The organism is Wolbachia endosymbiont (group A) of Andrena helvola (assembly GCF_964028415.1).
Classification (GTDB): domain Bacteria; phylum Pseudomonadota; class Alphaproteobacteria; order Rickettsiales; family Anaplasmataceae; genus Wolbachia; species Wolbachia pipientis.
On the sequence record NZ_OZ034779.1, the window covers coordinates 1,227,731 to 1,245,715 of the forward strand.

The window sequence follows — 17,985 nt, forward strand, 5'->3', positions numbered from 1 at the left end:
ATTATTAAAAGGTCAATACATAATGACAGTTAATTTAATAATAATTTAAACATTTGGAATGTAAAATTATAATATATTAATTAGCTAGGAGGTTAAAAATGTCTTTGTGGGAACGTATTATGTATAATTTTAAGGGTCTTGATAAGTTAGCAATAGAAGAATTGCAAAAAAGAGTGGGAGAACTAGAGAAGGTATCAGGGAACTTCGCAGGTTTGGAACAAGAAGTAATCAAACTGTCGGGTGAATTCACGGGAAATTTTAAAGAGCTATTAGGTAAATTCGACGGTTTGAACGATAAATTCGATGGTTTGCAAGAAAAGCTTACAGGCTTGCAAGAAAACTTCACAGGTTTAGAAGAAAAAGTGAAAACACTTACAGAAGCAGTAGCAGATCAAGAAAAAATAATGGCAACTTGTATCATAGTCAGTGCTGTTGCCGCAATAGCGGTCGCTTCTTTTGTTGCATTCTGCATCTATCAGGGAGTTAAGTGTGAAAGGGAGAAAGAAAAGAACTTGTCTAAAGATACACCAGACACAAAACTTAATGATAAAGTTGATACTCAAGCGCAACAAAATAGCTTAGGCATTCCAGACTAAGCTGCATAACACTCTTCTTGAGGAGGTGTTACACAACTTGTAACACCTTCCTCTTTTCTTAGCCTATGTAGGTTTTTGATAGTAAATATATCACTTTTTAGAAAAATATTTGTATTGTAAAGTTAGTAAAGATTCTGGTTTACTTAAAGTTTGTTAATTGCTATCTTTTAAAACACGATATTTACTATAGCACCATATGCTTAGGATTTTTTCTAAAATTTTGTTTATATTAATGTTTTTGGTTTCTAGCTTTTTTACTGTGCATAGTGCTGAAGCTAAATCTAAGCTCAGTAAGAGATACATACCTCCTGGTAACCCTGGTGGTGCAAACTTTCATACAGATGAGGATTTTGCTGAGTCATATAAACTGTATGAGAAGCGTAGGGAATTGCTCAAGAAAAAAAAATTACAAGATCGAGCTATAAATAAAGAAGATCTAATCAAAAAATTAAAAGAGAAAAAAATTGCTAGTCTTGATAATGAGCCAAATGACATGGAAGCTTGCATAGTCGACGATGAAGAGAGCACTATGATAAATCAGCATGGTATTAATATCGCACGTTTAAGGGGTGCTGTATTTATAGATCAAGAGTCAGTTTTCCAGTATGAAAATAAGCAGCATGAAAGTGAACAACAAGAAGAGAAGAAAGTTACTTCAACACGAGAAAAGAAAGTTTCTCCTATAAATGTCACTATAAAAGAAACTCCATCAAGAAGAACGTGCTCACATGATTCTATTGCTAATTTGGATAACGTAGATGCTTATAGTTTGAATGGTTCAAGTTCATTTGGCAGTGTAGCTGACACAGTAAAATAGTATCACAATATTGGCCATTAATAATATGCTAGATAAAGACCTGATATTGAATGATAATACATATGAATTATCGCAGATTTCCAGGCACAAAACTCATGTTGTAGAAGTTGGAAAAGTAAAGATAGGCGGAAATAATCCTGTAGTTGTACAATCTATGGCGCTTGGCGTGCATATAGATGCTGATAATATAAAAAGTAGCGCAAAACATTATGCAAAAGAGATAACAGAACTAGCGCGTACAGGTTCAGAATTGGTGCGAATTGCCTTGAACTCAGAGGAGGTAGCAAGAGCAATACCTTATATAGTAGAAGAGATAAATAAAGAAGGTTTTGACGGTAAAATATTGGTAGGCTGCGGTCAATATGAGCTAGATAAATTAGTTCAAGATTATCCAGACAACATCAAAATGCTGGGTAAAATTAGAATCAATCCAGGCAATATAGGCTTTGGCGACAAACGTGATGAGAAGTTTGAAAGGGTGATAGAGTATGCAATAATGCACGATCTTCCGGTTAGAATTGGGGTAAATTGGGGTAGTCTTGATAAATACCTTTTGCAAAAATTGATGGATGAAAACTCTTCGCTTAGTAATTCAAGGCCTTCTGATGTTATACTGCGCAAAGCACTTGTAATGTCTGCTCTTGATAGTGCAAAAAAAGCTGAAGAAATTGGTCTAAATTCAAACAAAATAATCATTTCATGTAAAGTTAGCAAAGTACAAGATTTAATTTTAGTTTATATGGCACTTGCAAAATCTTCCAATTATGCGCTGCATTTGGGTTTAACTGAGGCTGGTATGGGCAATAAAGGTGTGGTAAATACCGCAGCAGGGCTTACTTATTTATTGCAAAATGGCATTGGAGATACAATACGGGCTTCTTTGACTCAACGTCCTGGTGAATCGCGTACTAATGAAGTGGTGGTGTGTCAGGAAATATTGCAGTCTATAGGCTTGCGACACTTTAACCCTCAGGTTAATTCATGTCCTGGTTGTGGGCGCACGAGTAGCGATCGTTTTCGTATATTAACTGAAGAGGTGAATGGCTATATAAAAACTCATATGCCGATGTGGAAGAAAAAAAATCCAGGTGTAGAGCATATGAACATTGCTGTTATGGGATGCATAGTAAATGGTCCTGGAGAAAGCAAACACGCAAATTTGGGAATCAGCTTACCTGGATATGGAGAAAAACCTGTTTCAGCAGTCTACAAAAACGGCAAATATTTCAAAACTTTACAAGGTGATAATGTCTCTGAAGAATTTAAGGCAATTATTGATAATTATGTGAAGAAGCATTACACATAACCTTTCACGGTTAATTAATAGATAAATCGCAAATAAAAAAGAAAATTAAACCTTGTTTTTCTTTTTTCGTTGGGAATGTTCAAAAAAGCATACGCGTCAAGTTAAGGAAATAAAGGTATGAAAGAGATAGAATAATAAGGTATAAGTTCTCCCAGATATACTTTTAGTGAGAGAACCAATGAATAAAATAACTTGCTTATCAAAAAAGCTCAAAGAATTTTTTAATGAAAAAGCAGAGAAAATCTCAATTACAACAAGGTTTATAAAAAGAAAGAGAAAGCTAAAAGGTTCATCATTCGTAAAAGCCATGGTCTTGGGTAATATAGGAGTTGATAATTGTAGCGTAGAAACAATGTGTCAATTACTAAACGAGGACTCGATAGATATAACAAAACAAGGTTTGGATTTTAGATTTACTGAAGAAGCAGTGGAATTTATGAAAAGGATGTATAATGAATCTGTGATTCTCTTTAAAAATATCTTGCAAGTTGATTGCAAAATCTTACAGCAATTTAATAGTGTTAAATTATTGGACAGTAGCTATATTACTCTACCTAACAGTATGGAAGAGATGTATAAAGGTTATGGTACTAGCTACAGTGGCTATGAAAGCAATACTAAGTCTGGAATAAAGTTACAATTAGTTTTCGACTACATGAATCAGATAATAGACCAACTTAATTTAACGGAGGGGGTAAGATCAGACCAGGGATATAGGAAACATTTAAGTAATATATTAAGCAATGATTTGCTAATATCTGATCTCGGTTATTTTGTGCCAAGTTCTTTTAAACAAATCAATGAAATAGGAGCTTATTTCATAAGTCGTTATAAATCCGATACCAACATATATGATGTAGAAACAAATCAAAAAATGGAGTTATTAGAATGTTTAGAGGATAAGTTATTTTTAGAAAACGAGGTATTGTTAGGAAAAGAAGCAAAAATTAGAGTAAGAATTATATGTCAGAAACTAACTGAAGAACAGTCTATGGCCAGAAGAAGGAAAGCTAATAGATTAGCAAGATCGCAGGGATATACATCCTCTAAAAGAAATCAAAAATTGTTGAACTGGTCAATATTTATAACTAATGTTCCAGAAAATAAAATTAGTGCTGAGCAAGTATTAACGATTTACAGAGTAAGGTGGCAAATTGAGTTATTATTTAAATTGTATAAAAGCCATATCAGGCTTGATAAGCTAAAAGGAAAGCCATGCAGAGTATTATGTGAACTATATGCTAAATTGTGCGCAATTCTTATATTTCACGGCATAGTTGGTTGCACAGAAGTGAAAAAGAATACAGAACTTAGCTTAACAAAGGCATTTATTGAGCTAAAAAGGCGGGTTAGAGAGTTATTTTTAGTATTAACCAAAATTAATAGTTTAAAAGCATTTCTTAAAAAACTCACTATAACTTGGTCGCGATTTTCATTAAAAGACAAACGTAGAAGGGCTAGAGTATCCACTTTAACCTCTCTAAATTTGCTCACAATCTCTTAACTTGACGCGTATGGTTCAAAAAAGTGTGTCAAACCGAAAAAAAAGTAATAAATTGATATAAAAAAAATGGAGGTTTGACTGACCTTACCCAGAAAAAGTGGAGAGAAAGTTTGGAATGTTTTTCACAAAGAGAATGATGAATCAAAATGCTCAGGAATGCAATAGTTAATAGTGACGTTGTTTGTTATAAAAAATTTCTATATATTCAAATATAGCAGTTTTGATATGCTGTTTAGAGTGCCGAGAGGTGTCTATTGGTAACTCCCTTTTTAGAGAACTGAAGAAGCTTTCCACAACAGAATTGTCGTAACAACAACCTTTATAACTCATCTATGTTTTTTATGGATAAGAGATATTGATAACCTTGCGAAGTATATTGTGAACCTTGATCACTATGTAATAGTAGATTTTTGGCAGGTTTACGCTTGTCAACGGCCATTAATAAAGAGTCCATAACCAATTGTTTATTTATTGAACTGCTCATTGACCAGCCAACTACCATGCGTGAATATAGATCGATTATTGTTGCCAAATATAGCCATCCTTCTTTGGTTTTTATATAAGTAATCCCATACTTTATTTGGTTGATCGACAATAAAGTTTTGGTCTAATATATTGGGAGCTACGACTCTACTGTCCGTTTGTTGTTTCTTAATTTTAAATTTTCTTCTCAATATAGCCTGAATACCATTTTTCTGCATAATACTTTGCACTGTTTTTAAGTTGCAACTTTTACCCAAAGCCTTCAATTCAGCATGAATTTTAGGAGCTCCATATCTACATTTAGAAACTTGATATATTTTTTGAATAGCTGCGAGTAGCTCTTTATTTGCTGATTCTCTACTGCTTATTTTTCTTGTGGTCCACTTATAGTAGCCACTAGCAGAAAATCCTACATAATTCCTGTACTTTATAGCAGTTACTATGCTCTTTTATAAAAAAATATTTTACTCTTTTTGACTGGCCAGGGCTTTTTTTTAAATGTCTCTTTCCCTTGTTACTCTTGCTAACTCTCTTTGTAAATCAAACCTCTCTTTGTCGTAAGGAGCCATGTTACCTCTACCTGGAAATGCATCTGCTGCCGACTTTTTTTCGTTGTGTTTCTTTATCCATTTTCCTAATAAACCACCCTTTATTCCTAAATCCTTTGCTATTTTTGTAATTGTTTGACCTGCCTTTCTTTGTTCATTTGCCAGTTTAACAGCTTCCAATTTGAATTCTGCCGTATATTCTCTTGCCATTTCTAATCCTCCAAAATTTTATTTTACCCGAAAAAACTCCTTTCTTTCTCTCCACTTTTTCTGGGTAAGGTCACTTGGCAACAGTTGCTCTACTTTCTCCTTCATCCAATGCTTCCATTGCTTCCATTGCTTTTTTCCTTAAGTCGTAACTATACGCTGCTGGCATACAAACCCCTCTACCATAAATCCATTCTTACCTTATTGGGATTATTATGAGAAGAGCTATAACTCTATGGGAGGGAAGCAAAATCTGGGATTCGGCCTTAATGGCATTAGCGTTGCATCAGCTTCACCCTCCCTGTGAGGTATTTTAGCTCTAATGCCTCACATCATAAAGATACAAGTGTCAAGCTACTTGGATGACAGGGGAGGGAGGCACTGGGATGACAGGAGAAGGTAGTGGGATGACACCCTGACAACCGTCATCCCGCTGCTTGTTAGCGGGATCTAGAGATACCGCGAATGAATCGCGGCATGACGTAGGACTGCTTTCATTCCAGTGCTTGACACTGGAATCCAGCCTTTCTGCAATCTCATCGAAAACGTTGTAACCACTTTCTATGCTAGTTTGCTTGTGAGCAACCTGGATTCCAGTGTCAAGCACTGGAATGACACCGTTATAAAGGAACCAGTGTCAGCTACTTGAATGACACAGTCTTTGCTTAAACCCGTAACGTTCGTACATTTTGCTAAAAGTTCAAATATCAACATCATGCACATTAAGTGCATTGCTATTAATAAAATCACGGCGTGGTTCAACTATATCACCCATTAATATTGAAAATATGGAATCAGCTTCTTCACAATCTTTTATTTCAACCTTTAATAAAGTTCTAGCCTCAGGATTTAACGTAGTATCCCATAGCTGATCAGCATTCATTTCACCAAGACCTTTAAATCTCTGCAGAGTTAAACCTTTTTTACCATAGTCCATTATTATTTTTGCAAGCGTACTTGGAGAAGTGATTCTTATTTCAGTTTCTTGTGACTTTAAAAATGAATCACCATTAAATAAATTACTTATACCATCAAGCAAACTTAATATGTTTTGCATATCTTTGCCTTCAAGCATACTAAGTGCAAATATATATTTGTCTGCCAATCCTTGAAACAATTTAGAGATATGAATTTCTTTTTCTTCATCTTTTATTTCCACTTCCCAAGTGTATTCGCTGTACATTAACTTCAAATACTTTAATATCTCATCAGCCGATGATAGAGCATTCTTTTTACTTAAAATTAGCAATGACTCTAAGAGATTTTGTGGTATTTCTCTATCATAATTTTTGCTAATATTAGAAGTGCTAACGCATTTATTCAAAATAAGGCGCAAGTTGTTAAATTCTGTAGCTGTACCACTTAGTGTTAATCTTTTAACTGCTGAGTTTATTATATACTCTTCAAAAGTTTCGTCATCTTTAATATAAGTGTCTTTGGCATTCTTTGTAACTTTATAGAGGGGTGGCTGTGCTATGTATAAGTAACCTTTTTCAATAACTTCACGCATATGTCTAAAAAAGAAAGTTAGAATCAAAGTTCTTATATGTGAACCATCAACATCTGCATCTGTCATGATGATAATTTTATGATATCTAGCTTTTTCAATATCGAAGTGTTCACTCCCTATTCCAGCACCAATTGCAGTAATTAAAGAGCCTATTTCTGCAGATGAAAAAATACGATCTAAACTTACACGTTCTACGTTTAGAATTTTTCCTCTTAAGGCAAGCACTGCTTGTGTTTTACGATTACGCCCCTGCTTTGCAGTACCACCTGCTGAATTACCCTCTACTATAAATAATTCCGATAACTCAGGAGCTTTTTCCTGACAATCAGCAAGCTTTCCTGGCAGAGTTGCAATATCAATATTGTTTTTGCTTTTAACTAGCTCGCGCGCTTTTCTTGCAGCTTCTCTTCCTTTTGCTGACCTGATTACTCTTTCTACTATGCTTGCTGCCAATTTGGGATCAGTTTCAAGGATTGTGCTCAATTTATCAGAAACTATACTTTCTACAACTGCACGTGCTTCAGAACTAACTAGTTTATCTTTTGTTTGTGAAGAAAACTTAGGATCAGGCATCTTAAGAGATAAAACACAAGTTAAACCTTCTCTAACGTCCTCTCCAGTTAAATTTACTTTTGCTTTCTTTAAAAACCCTTCATTAGTTGCATAGGTATTGATACATCTAGTTAGTGCAGATCTAAATCCTGCCAAATGCGTACCACCATCTCGTTGCCGTATATTATTAGTGAAACACAACATATTCTCATAGTAGGAATCATTCCATTCCATCGATATTTCCAAGCTGATGCCAAGATCTTCTGCATCTCCTTTCATACTGGCAATTTTAGTTACATGTGTCTTATTCTTATCTAAATACTGCACAAAATTTGCTGTACCAAAATTGTCTTTAGATTGATTGCTCTGATTGAAATGAGATTCTGTATATGGTTCATTGCGCAGATCACGTAAAGTAATGTCGATATTTGAATTTAAAAATGCTAATTCTCTTATACGACTTTCAAGCGTTGAGTAACTGAAATTAATGCCATTAAAAGTCTCTGTTGATGGCATGAACGTGACTTTAGTTCCTCTTTTGTTTGTATTTTCGTTGACTACCTTTAAAGGTTCAATAGACTCACCATCTTCAAAACGCATAAAGTGTTCTTTCTTATTGCGCCAAATAATTAATTCCAACCAGCTTGATAATGCATTCACAACTGAGATTCCAACACCATGTAATCCCCCAGAAACTTTATAGGTATTGCTGTCAAATTTACCACCAGCATGGAGTTGAGTCATTATTACCTCTGCTGCTGATATTCCTTCTTCTTCATGAATGTCAGTTGGAATGCCACGACCATTATCAGTTACAGATACTGAACCATCTTTATTTATGCTAACTTCAATTTGATCACAATATCCAGCTAAAGATTCATCTATTGCGTTATCAACAACCTCATATACCATGTGGTGCAAGCCAGATCCATCGTCAGTGTCACCAATGTACATACCTGGACGTTTCCTTACAGCATCAAGACCCCTTAAGATTTTTATTGCATCGGCATTATAACTATTTTCCATGGTATTGCTTCGTTTATGAATGTTAATTAATATTACATTCATATATGCTGATTAGCAACATTTTTAAACTGATAACCCATATTAAAAGCACAACTTTACGAATGTTTATTTTTGAAGACAGCAAATAGTGTCATTCCAATGTGTCTTCCATAACTGTACGAACATTCATTTTTGAAGGTAAATTGCACAACAGATGATGTCATTCCAGTGCTTGACACTGGAATGGCTTTGTTGCATCGCTAGCTATGATGGATTAAAGATAAAAAAGATGGAGAATATCAGTAGCTTATTATTCTGGTATTTATAACAAGAACGGTCAGTGAATACCTAAATTTGAGTAAAAGAAATTTCACTACCACTCACTAATCCGGCTAAAATTCAAGAATTTCAATGCTTTAGCTATTTTCAATAGAATTAAATTTATTAATGTAAATAATAAATTACTATTCTTAAATTTGATCAGATTGATTGCAAAAAAACAAGATTTTCAATAGGTTACTTATAATCCTAACTATAGTTAGCCTTTCATAAGTAGCGATGCAACAAAGCCCACTGGAATCCAGAAATTTTGCTTATAACTGAGCTGATGAGCTAAAGGTAGTTGTCTTACGCTAAAACAAACGTTTTTAATTAAGTTGCATAGAAGCTGGATCCCAGTGTCTGGGCACTGGGATGACACCCCACTGGTGGGAATTGCTCCCAAACTACAACGTTCGTACAGTTGTGTGTGTCTTCCCATGGAGATTGCTCTCAAATCATAATGCTCATGCAGTTGCATGCTCGACTAATTAACAGAAAAATCTATAATTCAGTTTACGTATTTTCTTATCTCAGCCAAAATCTTATCAGATTGACTTTCGTCTGAATTTAAATCAGCTGCAAAGTGTGTAACATATTTTCCTCCAGGGCCAATAAGGTACATTATTGAAGAATGGTTGATTTCTTCTTCTCCACCAACTTTGCTAGCATATACTTTATACTTTGCAATTACTTCGTCTATTTTTTCTCTTTCACCAGTTAACATTTGTATTCTGTGGTCAAATTGCTGCTGAAATTCTTTAAGTCTTTCCGTGCTATCGCGCTCAGGATCGACTGTGATGAAGAATGTTTGTAGCTTGTTGTTAGTTTTCTCATCTAACTTTGCAAGTGTTTCTGAAATTATTCCAAGGTTCATAGGGCAAATTCTTTTGCATGAGGAAAACCCAAAGAAAATCATCATGTATTTATCTTTAAAATCACTACTGCGCAAGATCTGTCCGTCCTGATTAATTAAAGAAAAATCTCCGCCTATCTTAACTTCTGCGTTGTGAATCGCTGCTGGGGCAAATATGCCTTTTTTAGTGAAATAACAATAACCTAAAAAAACAACTGCTAATGCTGCTAGCACATTAGATAATAATCTTATAAACCTTACCATTAGAATGCTCTCAGTAAAATTGAATTGTATCTTTATTGGTTAACCTATTCAATATATTTATTCCAAAGTGTATTGTTAATTTTGTCTAACAGTTTCTTATGTTCATCAATTTCTTCACTATTTGGTAAATGTTCTCTGGGAGTTAGATTACGTACTTTATGCTGAACGAATGTGGAGTTACTGTCCTGATTGCATTCATTATCAAACAGAAAGGTTTGTAACCCTCCTGTAAGTTCAACATATACCTTTGCAAGCAATTGAGCATCAACTAGTGCTCCGTGCAATTCTCTATTCTCTAGCGATATATCAAAACGCTTACATAATGCATTCAAAGAAGCAGGTGATCCTGCGAATTTTTTCCTCGCAAGAGGTAATGTATCTAGCACTCTGTCTGAGGAAATTAACCTAGCATTCAGCTTGCTTAACTCCATGTTAAGGAACTTAACATCGAATTCAGCGTTGTGAATTACCAAAATATCATTAGATATAAAGTCAAGAAATTCAAGTGCAACATCTGAAAATAATGGTTTATCTTCTAAAAATTCTTCACTAATACCGTGAATCTTAAACGAGTGATAAGGTATATCTCTTTCTGGGTTAAGGTACCGATGGAATACTTTACCTGTTGGAATGCGGTTAATTAATTCCACACACCCTATTTCAATAATTCGATGACCAGATTCAGTGTCAAGACCTGTCGTTTCAGTGTCAAGTACTATTTCGCGTAGCTTGCTTTCCATTTCAAATAAAACTCATCTTACTTATCATTTGTCTTATCGTTACTTGTCTTTTTATAGTGAATAGAAACAAGCAACCAGCTTGGGTCTGATGAATTAACATTTTTTTTGAATTGCCATACATCCTCAACTTTATTAATAGTGGATGTACTACCTGATATTATATCTCCTTCATTGTTCTTAACGAAGTTAATTTGCTCTGAAAGGAAATATACTGCAATAAACACTGCGTTTTTTACTAGCTTTATTTCTAAAATCTTTTGTGAAACGATAGAAACAATTATAGACTCGTGCACCTCTTTACGATGTTTAATCTTCTCTGCAAAATTATCATATAAGTCTTTATCGAGAAGTGGTTTTAACTGAGACAAATTTCCTTGATTGAAACATTTTATTATTAATTCAAAAGCTATGCTTGAACCTTCTATAAAGTGGGAAATAGAAAAATCTTTGTTTTTTTTTAATATTTGTTTATAAGTAACTTTTATTGAATTTTCATCATTGCTATCAATGTAACCCTCAATGTTTTCTACTACATCTTCTCTACTTCGGCTTACATCCAATACATTAGTTAGCTTTTTTAGGTTGAGGTTGGCTGACCTTCCTAAAGAATTATACAAACGTGAAAAAATGAACGCCGCTAATAAAGCATATATTACAAGCTCTATCATAGTAACTCAACTCCTTGGCATATAAAGTATCCGAACATTATTAATTATTAATGAAAATATGTTTTTCATATCAACTTATAATCAGGTTTGCTATTCGTTTGTAAATGAATATATTATATAAGAAAGTATTAAATATCTCAACTTAATTAAAGGAGACGTAAGAAATGCCACAACAAAAAATGAGAATTCACGGTCAATATGTTAAAGATCTATCATTTGAGAATCCGAATTCGCCATTCCTTTCTTCTAGTAAAGCTCCAGATATTAATGTAATGGTTAATATCAATTCAGCAAAATTAGAAGGGACGAAAAACAAAGAAGAAGTGAATGAAGAAAAATCTTTTCATGAAATTACTTTGCATATAGAAGTCAAAGCAACGGTAAAAGATGAAGGCATAAAAGATGGTGTAGCTTTCATTTGTGAGACGAAATATTGTGGCATTTTTTCAATAGAAAATTTAAAAGAGTTGAGTGAGGAAGAGGTAAGACAAGCTTTGTTTATTGGCGGACCTACTTTTCTTTTCCCTTTTGCAAGAGAAATAATTGCAAGAGTTACAAGTAGTGGTGGATTTCCCCCACTGATGCTAGATCCTATAGATTTTGAAACTATGTATGAGCAGCAAGGTCAACAACAAAAAAGTAACGGTAGTAATTCCAATTTTAACTAATATAGTGTGATAGGATGAACAATTCTTTAAATGCAAAAACGACTTTAAACATTGACGGGAAGTCATACAACTATTTTAGCCTAAGTAGTGCTAGTGAATTTTTAGGAATAGATGTGACTAAATTGCCTTGCTCACTTAAGGTTCTGCTTGAAAGTTTATTGCGCAATGAAGATGGAGTAAACGTAAAGCTAGATGACATAAGAGTACTAGCAGACTGCGTTAATAAACACACTAATCACGAAATTAGCTATAAACCAGCAAGGGTGTTGATGCAAGATTTTACAGGGGTTCCTGCTGTTGTTGATCTAGCTTCAATGCGGGACTATGTTAAGAAAAATGGAGGAAACCCAAGCAATATAAATCCGTCTGTACCGGTTGATCTTGTGATTGACCATTCTGTTCAAGTAGATAGTTATGGAAGTGTTTCCGCATTCAGTAAGAATGTTGAGTTAGAAGTAAAAAGAAATTTGGAGAGATATCAATTTTTAAAGTGGGGAGAATCGTCCTTCACAAATTTTAGAGTAGTGCCGCCTGGCACAGGGATTTGCCACCAAGTGAATCTTGAATATTTAGCGCAAGTTGTGTGTAATAATGATGGAGTCATATATCCTGATACTTTAGTTGGTACTGACAGCCATACTACAATGGTTAACGGATTATCAGTTCTTGGTTGGGGTGTTGGAGGCATAGAAGCTGAGTCTGTGATGCTTGGTCAACCAATTAGTATGGTGATTCCAGAAGTAGTTGGATTTAAATTAATTGGCAGATTGTCGGAAGGAGTAACTGCGACCGATTTAGTGCTGATGGTTACCAATATCCTAAGAACAAAAGGCGTTGTTGGTAAGTTTGTAGAATTTTATGGTGATGGTTTAGATTATTTATCTTTGGCAGATAGAGCCACTATAGCAAACATGGCCCCGGAGTATGGCGCAACTTGTGGATTTTTTCCAATTGATCAAAAAACGCTAGATTATTTAAGCTTAACCGGAAGGCCAGAAAAGCTGATTAAGCTAGTTGAGGCTTATGCGAAAGAGCAAGGACTGTGGCGTAGTAGTGACGAGTTAGCATTTTTTGACACACTAGAGCTTAATTTATCAAGCGTGGAGCCAGTAATGGCTGGTCCCAAAAGACCACAAGATAAGGTTTTTCTTTCACAAGTGGCAGAGTCTTTTTCTAAATCATTTTTAGTTAATGAGTCAAAGGAAAGCGATAAACTCCAAGATGGAAGTGTAGTTATTGCAGCAATAACAAGCTGCACTAATACTTCTAATCCAAGTGTGATGATTGCTGCAGGTCTTGTAGCTCGTAATGCAATTAAACTTGGATTAAAATCAAAGCCTTGGGTTAAAACTTCTCTTGCTCCAGGGTCACAAGTTGTAACAGAATATTTAGAAAAGTCTGGATTGCAGGTAGATCTAAATGCTTTGGGTTTTAATCTAGTTGGATATGGTTGCACAACTTGCATTGGGAATTCTGGTCCACTTAATAAAGATATAGAAGATGGCATTAAAAACAAAAACTTAACCGTTGCTGCAGTTTTATCTGGCAATCGTAACTTTGAAGGAAGAATTCATCCGTTAGTCAAAGCTAATTACTTGGCATCTCCGCCACTTGTTGTTGCATATGCACTTGCTGGTACTGTGCAAATTGATCTGACAAAAGATTCAATATGCAAAGATAAGAATGGAAATGACGTCCATCTCAAGGATATATGGCCAACAAACAATGAAATCGAAGATTGTGTTAAAAATGTGGTAACACGTGAGATGTTTATACAAAAGTATAAGGATGTTTTTTCTGGTGATGAACATTGGCGAAAGATAAAGTGTGAAAAAAGTGAAATCTATAATTGGGATGCAAATAGCACTTACATACAAAATCCGCCCTATTTTGATAATTTATCACCTAAAAATAATAAAATCGATATAAAAGGTGCACAAATATTGGCAATGTTTGGCGATAGCGTAACCACTGACCACATTTCCCCTGCTGGAAATATTGCCTCAAGTAGTCCTGCAGGTATATATTTAAAAAATCTTGGAATTGAGCCACAGGATTTTAATTCGTATGGGTCTCGTCGTGGTAACCACAATGTAATGATGCGTGGGACTTTTGCTAACATTAGAATAAAAAATGAAATGGTAAGCATCGAAGGCGGCTATACAAAATATATTCCTTCTCAAGAAACTATGTCGATTTTTGATGCAGCAATGCGCTACAAGGAAGCTCTCATCATTGTGGCAGGAAAGGAGTATGGCACAGGTTCAAGTAGGGATTGGGCAGCAAAGGGTACTTTATTGTTGGGGGTTAAAGTTGTCATTGCAGAAAGCTTTGAGCGTATACATAGGTCCAACTTGGTCGGCATGGGTGTTCTTCCACTTATATTCCAAAATGGAATAACCAGAAAGATATTTGATGGTAGCGAGGTAATAAGCATAAAAGGTGAAATAGTGCCAGGTGGAAATCTAGAATGCATCATCAAAAGAAAGGATAATTCAAAGCAATCAATTCAACTCAAATGCTGTGTACAAACCGCAACTGAGACTAAATACTTGATGTGTGGTGGAGTGTTGAGCTACATACTTGCACAATCTTTTTGATTTAGTGAAGTTATTGCATGGACTTCTTTTAGCCAGCCCTGATCCCTTTGTAAATAGCAATTTGCTCTGCGCAAAGTTATGATATAATTTCACCATACATATGGTGTCGGAGTATTTTTTGGAGATAATTATATATGATAAGCTCTATACAAGAACCTAATGAACTCAGAAAACGTTTACAAGGATTTTATCGTACTGATGAAAAGAGTTATATACGTTATCTTGTAGAAAAAGCAGAGCTTTCGGCTGATTCAAAAAATAGAATTTATAATATTGCAAAACAAGTTATTGAAAAAATCAAACACAATAAATTAAGTATTGTAGATTCCTTTATGCAGCAATACTCGCTTTCCAATGATGAAGGAATAGCATTGATGTGCCTTGCTGAATCGCTACTTAGAATACCAGATGATTATACAATAGACGAGCTAATCAAAGATAAAATTGCCAATCAAGAATGGAGTAAATATTTAGGATATTCTTCTTCATTGTTCGTCAATGCTTCCACGTGGAGTTTAATGATAGGTAGCAGTATATTGAGAGATAATGAAGGCGATTCGAAGTTCTATTACGCAATTTCTAAGTTACTTAAGAATTTAGGAGAACCGATCATTCGCAAAGCAGTAAAACAAGCAATGTCTATGCTTGGTAATCATTTTGTTGTTGGAGAAACCATAGAAGAAGCTTTAAGGTACGCAAAACTAGATGACAATAGTAAGTTTTTATACTCTTTTGATATGCTTGGCGAAGCTGCTCACACAACTGAGGATGCAGAAGAGTATTTTAATTCATACATGCACTCAATAAAAGCTATAGGTGAATCCACTGAAATAAATGATTGTTTTAAATCCCATGGAATTTCAATCAAACTTTCTGCTTTACACCCACGTTATGAATTTAGTCAATTTGGCCGAATTGCTGGTGAGATATTCACTAAGGTTTTAGAGCTCTGCCGCGAGGCAAAAAAATACAACATTTCACTATGCATAGACGCAGAAGAAACAGAAAGGCTTGAAATTTCCTTAATCTTGTTTGAACAATTACGGCTTGATGAATCACTTTCTGAGTGGGAAGGGCTCGGCTTGGCTGTACAAGCATATCAAAAACGTGCTTTATCTGTTCTTGACTTTGTTGAAGATGTTGCTATCCGATCAAAGCACAAAATTATGGTGAGGCTTGTAAAAGGTGCATATTGGGATTCAGAAATCAAGCGTACGCAAGAATTGGGATTAAATGATTACTCAGTATTTACAAGAAAAAGCTATACTGACGTATCTTACCTCGTGTGCGCACAGAAACTTTTGAGTAAACCAAACAGCTTTTACCCATGCTTTGGAACTCATAACGTCTATACTTTTGCTTCTATCATGGAACTTGCTGATAAAAACCACCCTGGATTTGAATTTCAACGCTTACATGGAATGGCAAAAGACTTATATGATTATGCAATGTCAGAGCTTGCAACAAATGTTAGCTGTCGTGTCTACGCACCCGTTGGGGAACATAGTGACTTGTTGCCTTATCTTATAAGACGCCTTCTTGAAAATGGAGCTAATAGTTCGTTTGTTAATCAAATAAGTGATCCTAACGTTAAAATCGATGAGTTAATTTCAGATCCACTGGAAAAAGCTATAAATTTTAATTATGAACCTCATCCAGGCATTCCATTACCACAAGATATTTTGGGACCAGAAAGAAAAAATTCCTTGGGGATGGATATTAGTGATTCTGTGATAGTCTCACAATTTGCAGATGATATAAAGGGTTTTAGTGAAAAAAAGTGGCAAATTGGACCAATAATTGATGGAAAAGCACTATTTGATAATGCTGAATTTATCGAAGTAGTGAATCCTGCACATTTGGAAAATGTAATTGGAGAAGTGTCAAGTGCAACAAGCGATCAAGCTTTAAACGCTCTTGAAATAGCACATAGTGCTTTTGCTAAGTGGCAGAATGTTTCAGCAGAAGAGCGCGCTAAATGCCTTGAAAAAGCTGCAGATTTGCTTGAGGAAAGGATGAAAGAGTTAATTTACATTCTGATTGTGGAAGCAGGAAAAATTTTATCCGATGCAATAGCAGAAGTAAGAGAGGCAATCGACTTTCTGCGTTATTATGCAATGATAGCAAAAAATGAACTGAGCGACTGGAAAAAATTGCCGGGCCCAACAGGTGAAGATAACTTCATCTTTTTTGAAGGCAGAGGAGTTTTCTTATGCATATCACCATGGAATTTTCCGCTCGCTATCTTCATTGGGCAGGTCTCAGCTGCACTTGCAGCAGGTAATGCAGTGCTGGCAAAACCGGCAGAGCAAACGCCGATTATTGCCTACGAAGCTGTTAAGATACTACATGAAGCTGGGATACCAAAGAATGTGTTACACCTCATTCCTGGGGATGGTGGATATTTAGGCAAAATATTAGTTCCAGACAATAGAATTTCCGGTGTAGCTTTTACTGGTTCAACACAAACCGCTCAAATAATTAATAGAATGCTTGCAAATAGGGATGGTCCTATTGTGCCATTTATTGCTGAAACAGGAGGGCTCAATGCTATGATAGTTGATAGCTCTGCTCTCTTAGAGCAAGTGACTACGGATGTTTTGCTTTCTGCGTTTCGCAGCGCTGGTCAACGCTGTTCTGCACTTAGAGTGCTGTTTATTCAAGAGGACATAGCAGAGAAGCAGATAAAAATGATATGCGGTGCAGCGCAAGAACTCAAGATTGGTGACCCAATACAACTTAGTACTGATATTGGTCCAATAATTGACAAAGCATCTATCGATATGCTAACTCAACATACGCAAAAAATGTCAGAGGACGAAGATTCAAATCTGTTATTTAAAGTACCCATGGATACAAATTCTCATAATGGTTATTTCTTTCCTCCATATATTTATGAAATACAAAAAATTTCGCAATTAAAGCAAGAAGTATTTGGTCCTATTTTACATATCATACGTTTTAACAAGTCACAATTAAATGAAGTTATAAGTGATATAAATAGTACTGGATATGGACTCACGTTTTCTTTGCAGAGTCGTATACAAAGTCAAATTGATACTATAAGTAAAAAAATATCAGTTGGAAATGTCTACATCAACCGTAACCAGATAGGTGCAGCAGTTGGGATACAACCATTTGGTGGTAGAGGACTATCTGGCACTGGGCCAAAAGCTGGTGGTCCTCATTATTTACAGCGTTTTTCTACAGAAAAAGTTGTAAGTGTTAACACTACAGCATTTGGTGGTAACACTACACTTATGTGTTTGGATTAATTTGCAGGCCCTAATTTTTCTTACCCCTAAACTAGACGTTCGTGCAGTTATGTACACAGCGCTAAAAT

16 protein-coding genes and 1 pseudogene are annotated in these 17,985 nt (G+C 35.2%); 7 read left to right on the top strand and 10 right to left on the bottom strand.

Annotation, left to right across the window (positions count from 1 at the left end; translation table 11 throughout):
• The first annotated feature begins 98 nt into the window (after window positions 1–98).
• From ABWU73_RS06385 to ABWU73_RS06400, 4 genes are all read left to right on the top strand, one after another.
• Window positions 99–596, top strand: coding sequence for a hypothetical protein (locus tag ABWU73_RS06385; RefSeq protein WP_264329771.1), 498 nt, complete (start codon window positions 99–101; stop codon window positions 594–596).
• Between the two features lie 196 nt (window positions 597–792).
• Window positions 793–1,413 (top strand): TRP75-related protein, encoded by a 621-nt coding sequence (locus ABWU73_RS06390; protein WP_264329770.1) that lies wholly within the window; start codon window positions 793–795, stop codon window positions 1,411–1,413.
• A gap of 25 nt (window positions 1,414–1,438) precedes the next feature.
• Complete coding sequence (ispG, locus tag ABWU73_RS06395) at window positions 1,439–2,719, top strand: flavodoxin-dependent (E)-4-hydroxy-3-methylbut-2-enyl-diphosphate synthase (RefSeq protein WP_070356735.1); 1,281 nt, start codon at window positions 1,439–1,441, stop codon at window positions 2,717–2,719.
• A 178-nt stretch (window positions 2,720–2,897) separates the two neighbouring features.
• Window positions 2,898–4,223: an IS4 family transposase gene (locus ABWU73_RS06400; protein WP_264339118.1), complete on the top strand. Its 1,326-nt coding sequence runs from the start codon at window positions 2,898–2,900 to the stop codon at window positions 4,221–4,223.
• A gap of 165 nt (window positions 4,224–4,388) precedes the next feature.
• On the opposite strand, the gene ABWU73_RS06405 is transcribed toward ABWU73_RS06400, so the two are convergent.
• The 10 genes and pseudogenes from ABWU73_RS06405 to ABWU73_RS06450 all read right to left on the bottom strand — a co-directional run bounded on the left by ABWU73_RS06405 (window position 4,389) and on the right by ABWU73_RS06450 (window position 11,374).
• Complete coding sequence (locus tag ABWU73_RS06405) at window positions 4,389–4,553, bottom strand: IS3 family transposase (protein ID WP_080717620.1); 165 nt, start codon at window positions 4,551–4,553, stop codon at window positions 4,389–4,391.
• Entirely contained in the window at window positions 4,543–4,818 is a 276-nt protein-coding gene (locus ABWU73_RS06410) for a DDE-type integrase/transposase/recombinase (protein WP_353285480.1), read from the bottom strand. The genes ABWU73_RS06405 and ABWU73_RS06410 overlap by 11 nt, the downstream gene beginning before the upstream one ends.
• 124 nt (window positions 4,819–4,942) lie before the next feature.
• Window positions 4,943–5,149 (bottom strand): annotated as a pseudogene (locus tag ABWU73_RS06415) (IS3 family transposase); the annotation flags it as partial.
• Between the two features lie 51 nt (window positions 5,150–5,200).
• The gene (locus tag ABWU73_RS06420; protein WP_010082386.1) at window positions 5,201–5,464 is read right to left on the bottom strand and encodes a transposase; all 264 of its coding nucleotides are present in this window, start codon (window positions 5,462–5,464) and stop codon (window positions 5,201–5,203) included.
• A 346-nt stretch (window positions 5,465–5,810) separates the two neighbouring features.
• Entirely contained in the window at window positions 5,811–6,068 is a 258-nt protein-coding gene (locus ABWU73_RS06425; RefSeq protein ID WP_010962372.1) for a hypothetical protein, read from the bottom strand.
• A 93-nt stretch (window positions 6,069–6,161) separates the two neighbouring features.
• Window positions 6,162–8,549 (bottom strand): DNA topoisomerase (ATP-hydrolyzing) subunit B, encoded by a 2,388-nt coding sequence (gyrB, locus tag ABWU73_RS06430; protein WP_341810206.1) that lies wholly within the window; start codon window positions 8,547–8,549, stop codon window positions 6,162–6,164.
• A gap of 517 nt (window positions 8,550–9,066) precedes the next feature.
• Window positions 9,067–9,327 (bottom strand): hypothetical protein, encoded by a 261-nt coding sequence (locus ABWU73_RS06435; protein WP_010962369.1) that lies wholly within the window; start codon window positions 9,325–9,327, stop codon window positions 9,067–9,069.
• A 30-nt stretch (window positions 9,328–9,357) separates the two neighbouring features.
• Window positions 9,358–9,966 (bottom strand): SCO family protein, encoded by a 609-nt coding sequence (locus ABWU73_RS06440; RefSeq protein WP_010962368.1) that lies wholly within the window; start codon window positions 9,964–9,966, stop codon window positions 9,358–9,360.
• Between the two features lie 44 nt (window positions 9,967–10,010).
• Entirely contained in the window at window positions 10,011–10,706 is a 696-nt protein-coding gene (dnaQ, locus tag ABWU73_RS06445) for a DNA polymerase III subunit epsilon (RefSeq protein WP_010082574.1), read from the bottom strand.
• 17 nt (window positions 10,707–10,723) lie between these two features.
• On the bottom strand, window positions 10,724–11,374 hold the full coding sequence (locus ABWU73_RS06450; protein ID WP_010962367.1) for a Tim44/TimA family putative adaptor protein: 651 nt from the start codon (window positions 11,372–11,374) through the stop codon (window positions 10,724–10,726).
• Between the two features lie 164 nt (window positions 11,375–11,538).
• Here ABWU73_RS06450 and secB point away from each other — a divergent pair, with 164 nt between their 5' ends.
• From secB to putA, 3 genes are all read left to right on the top strand, one after another.
• On the top strand, window positions 11,539–12,042 hold the full coding sequence (gene secB / locus ABWU73_RS06455; RefSeq protein ID WP_006279761.1) for a protein-export chaperone SecB: 504 nt from the start codon (window positions 11,539–11,541) through the stop codon (window positions 12,040–12,042).
• A 14-nt stretch (window positions 12,043–12,056) separates the two neighbouring features.
• Window positions 12,057–14,642 carry an aconitate hydratase AcnA gene (acnA, locus tag ABWU73_RS06460; protein WP_209472702.1) on the top strand — a complete coding sequence of 862 codons (2,586 nt, stop codon included), beginning with the start codon at window positions 12,057–12,059 and terminating at the stop codon, window positions 14,640–14,642.
• A gap of 134 nt (window positions 14,643–14,776) precedes the next feature.
• Entirely contained in the window at window positions 14,777–17,917 is a 3,141-nt protein-coding gene (gene putA, locus ABWU73_RS06465; protein WP_264329767.1) for a bifunctional proline dehydrogenase/L-glutamate gamma-semialdehyde dehydrogenase PutA, read from the top strand.
• The last annotated feature ends 68 nt before the right edge of the window (window positions 17,918–17,985 follow it).

What these genes read in the sequence shown, in the direction of transcription:
- ABWU73_RS06440 (WP_010962368.1), bottom strand. Translation starts at nt 9,966, where the DNA reads ATGGTAAGGTTTATAAGATTATTATCTAATGTGCTAGCAGCATTAGCA.
- dnaQ (WP_010082574.1), bottom strand. Translation starts at nt 10,706, where the DNA reads ATGGAAAGCAAGCTACGCGAAATAGTACTTGACACTGAAACGACAGGT.
- gyrB (WP_341810206.1), bottom strand. Translation starts at nt 8,549, where the DNA reads ATGGAAAATAGTTATAATGCCGATGCAATAAAAATCTTAAGGGGTCTT.
- ABWU73_RS06405 (WP_080717620.1), bottom strand. Translation starts at nt 4,553, where the DNA reads ATGAGTTATAAAGGTTGTTGTTACGACAATTCTGTTGTGGAAAGCTTC.
- ABWU73_RS06400 (WP_264339118.1), top strand. Translation starts at nt 2,898, where the DNA reads ATGAATAAAATAACTTGCTTATCAAAAAAGCTCAAAGAATTTTTTAAT.
- ABWU73_RS06450 (WP_010962367.1), bottom strand. Translation starts at nt 11,374, where the DNA reads ATGATAGAGCTTGTAATATATGCTTTATTAGCGGCGTTCATTTTTTCA.
- ABWU73_RS06420 (WP_010082386.1), bottom strand. Translation starts at nt 5,464, where the DNA reads ATGGCAAGAGAATATACGGCAGAATTCAAATTGGAAGCTGTTAAACTG.
- ABWU73_RS06435 (WP_010962369.1), bottom strand. Translation starts at nt 9,327, where the DNA reads ATGCAACTGCATGAGCATTATGATTTGAGAGCAATCTCCATGGGAAGA.
- putA (WP_264329767.1), top strand. Translation starts at nt 14,777, where the DNA reads ATGATAAGCTCTATACAAGAACCTAATGAACTCAGAAAACGTTTACAA.
- ABWU73_RS06385 (WP_264329771.1), top strand. Translation starts at nt 99, where the DNA reads ATGTCTTTGTGGGAACGTATTATGTATAATTTTAAGGGTCTTGATAAG.
- ispG (WP_070356735.1), top strand. Translation starts at nt 1,439, where the DNA reads ATGCTAGATAAAGACCTGATATTGAATGATAATACATATGAATTATCG.
- acnA (WP_209472702.1), top strand. Translation starts at nt 12,057, where the DNA reads ATGAACAATTCTTTAAATGCAAAAACGACTTTAAACATTGACGGGAAG.
- ABWU73_RS06390 (WP_264329770.1), top strand. Translation starts at nt 793, where the DNA reads ATGCTTAGGATTTTTTCTAAAATTTTGTTTATATTAATGTTTTTGGTT.
- secB (WP_006279761.1), top strand. Translation starts at nt 11,539, where the DNA reads ATGCCACAACAAAAAATGAGAATTCACGGTCAATATGTTAAAGATCTA.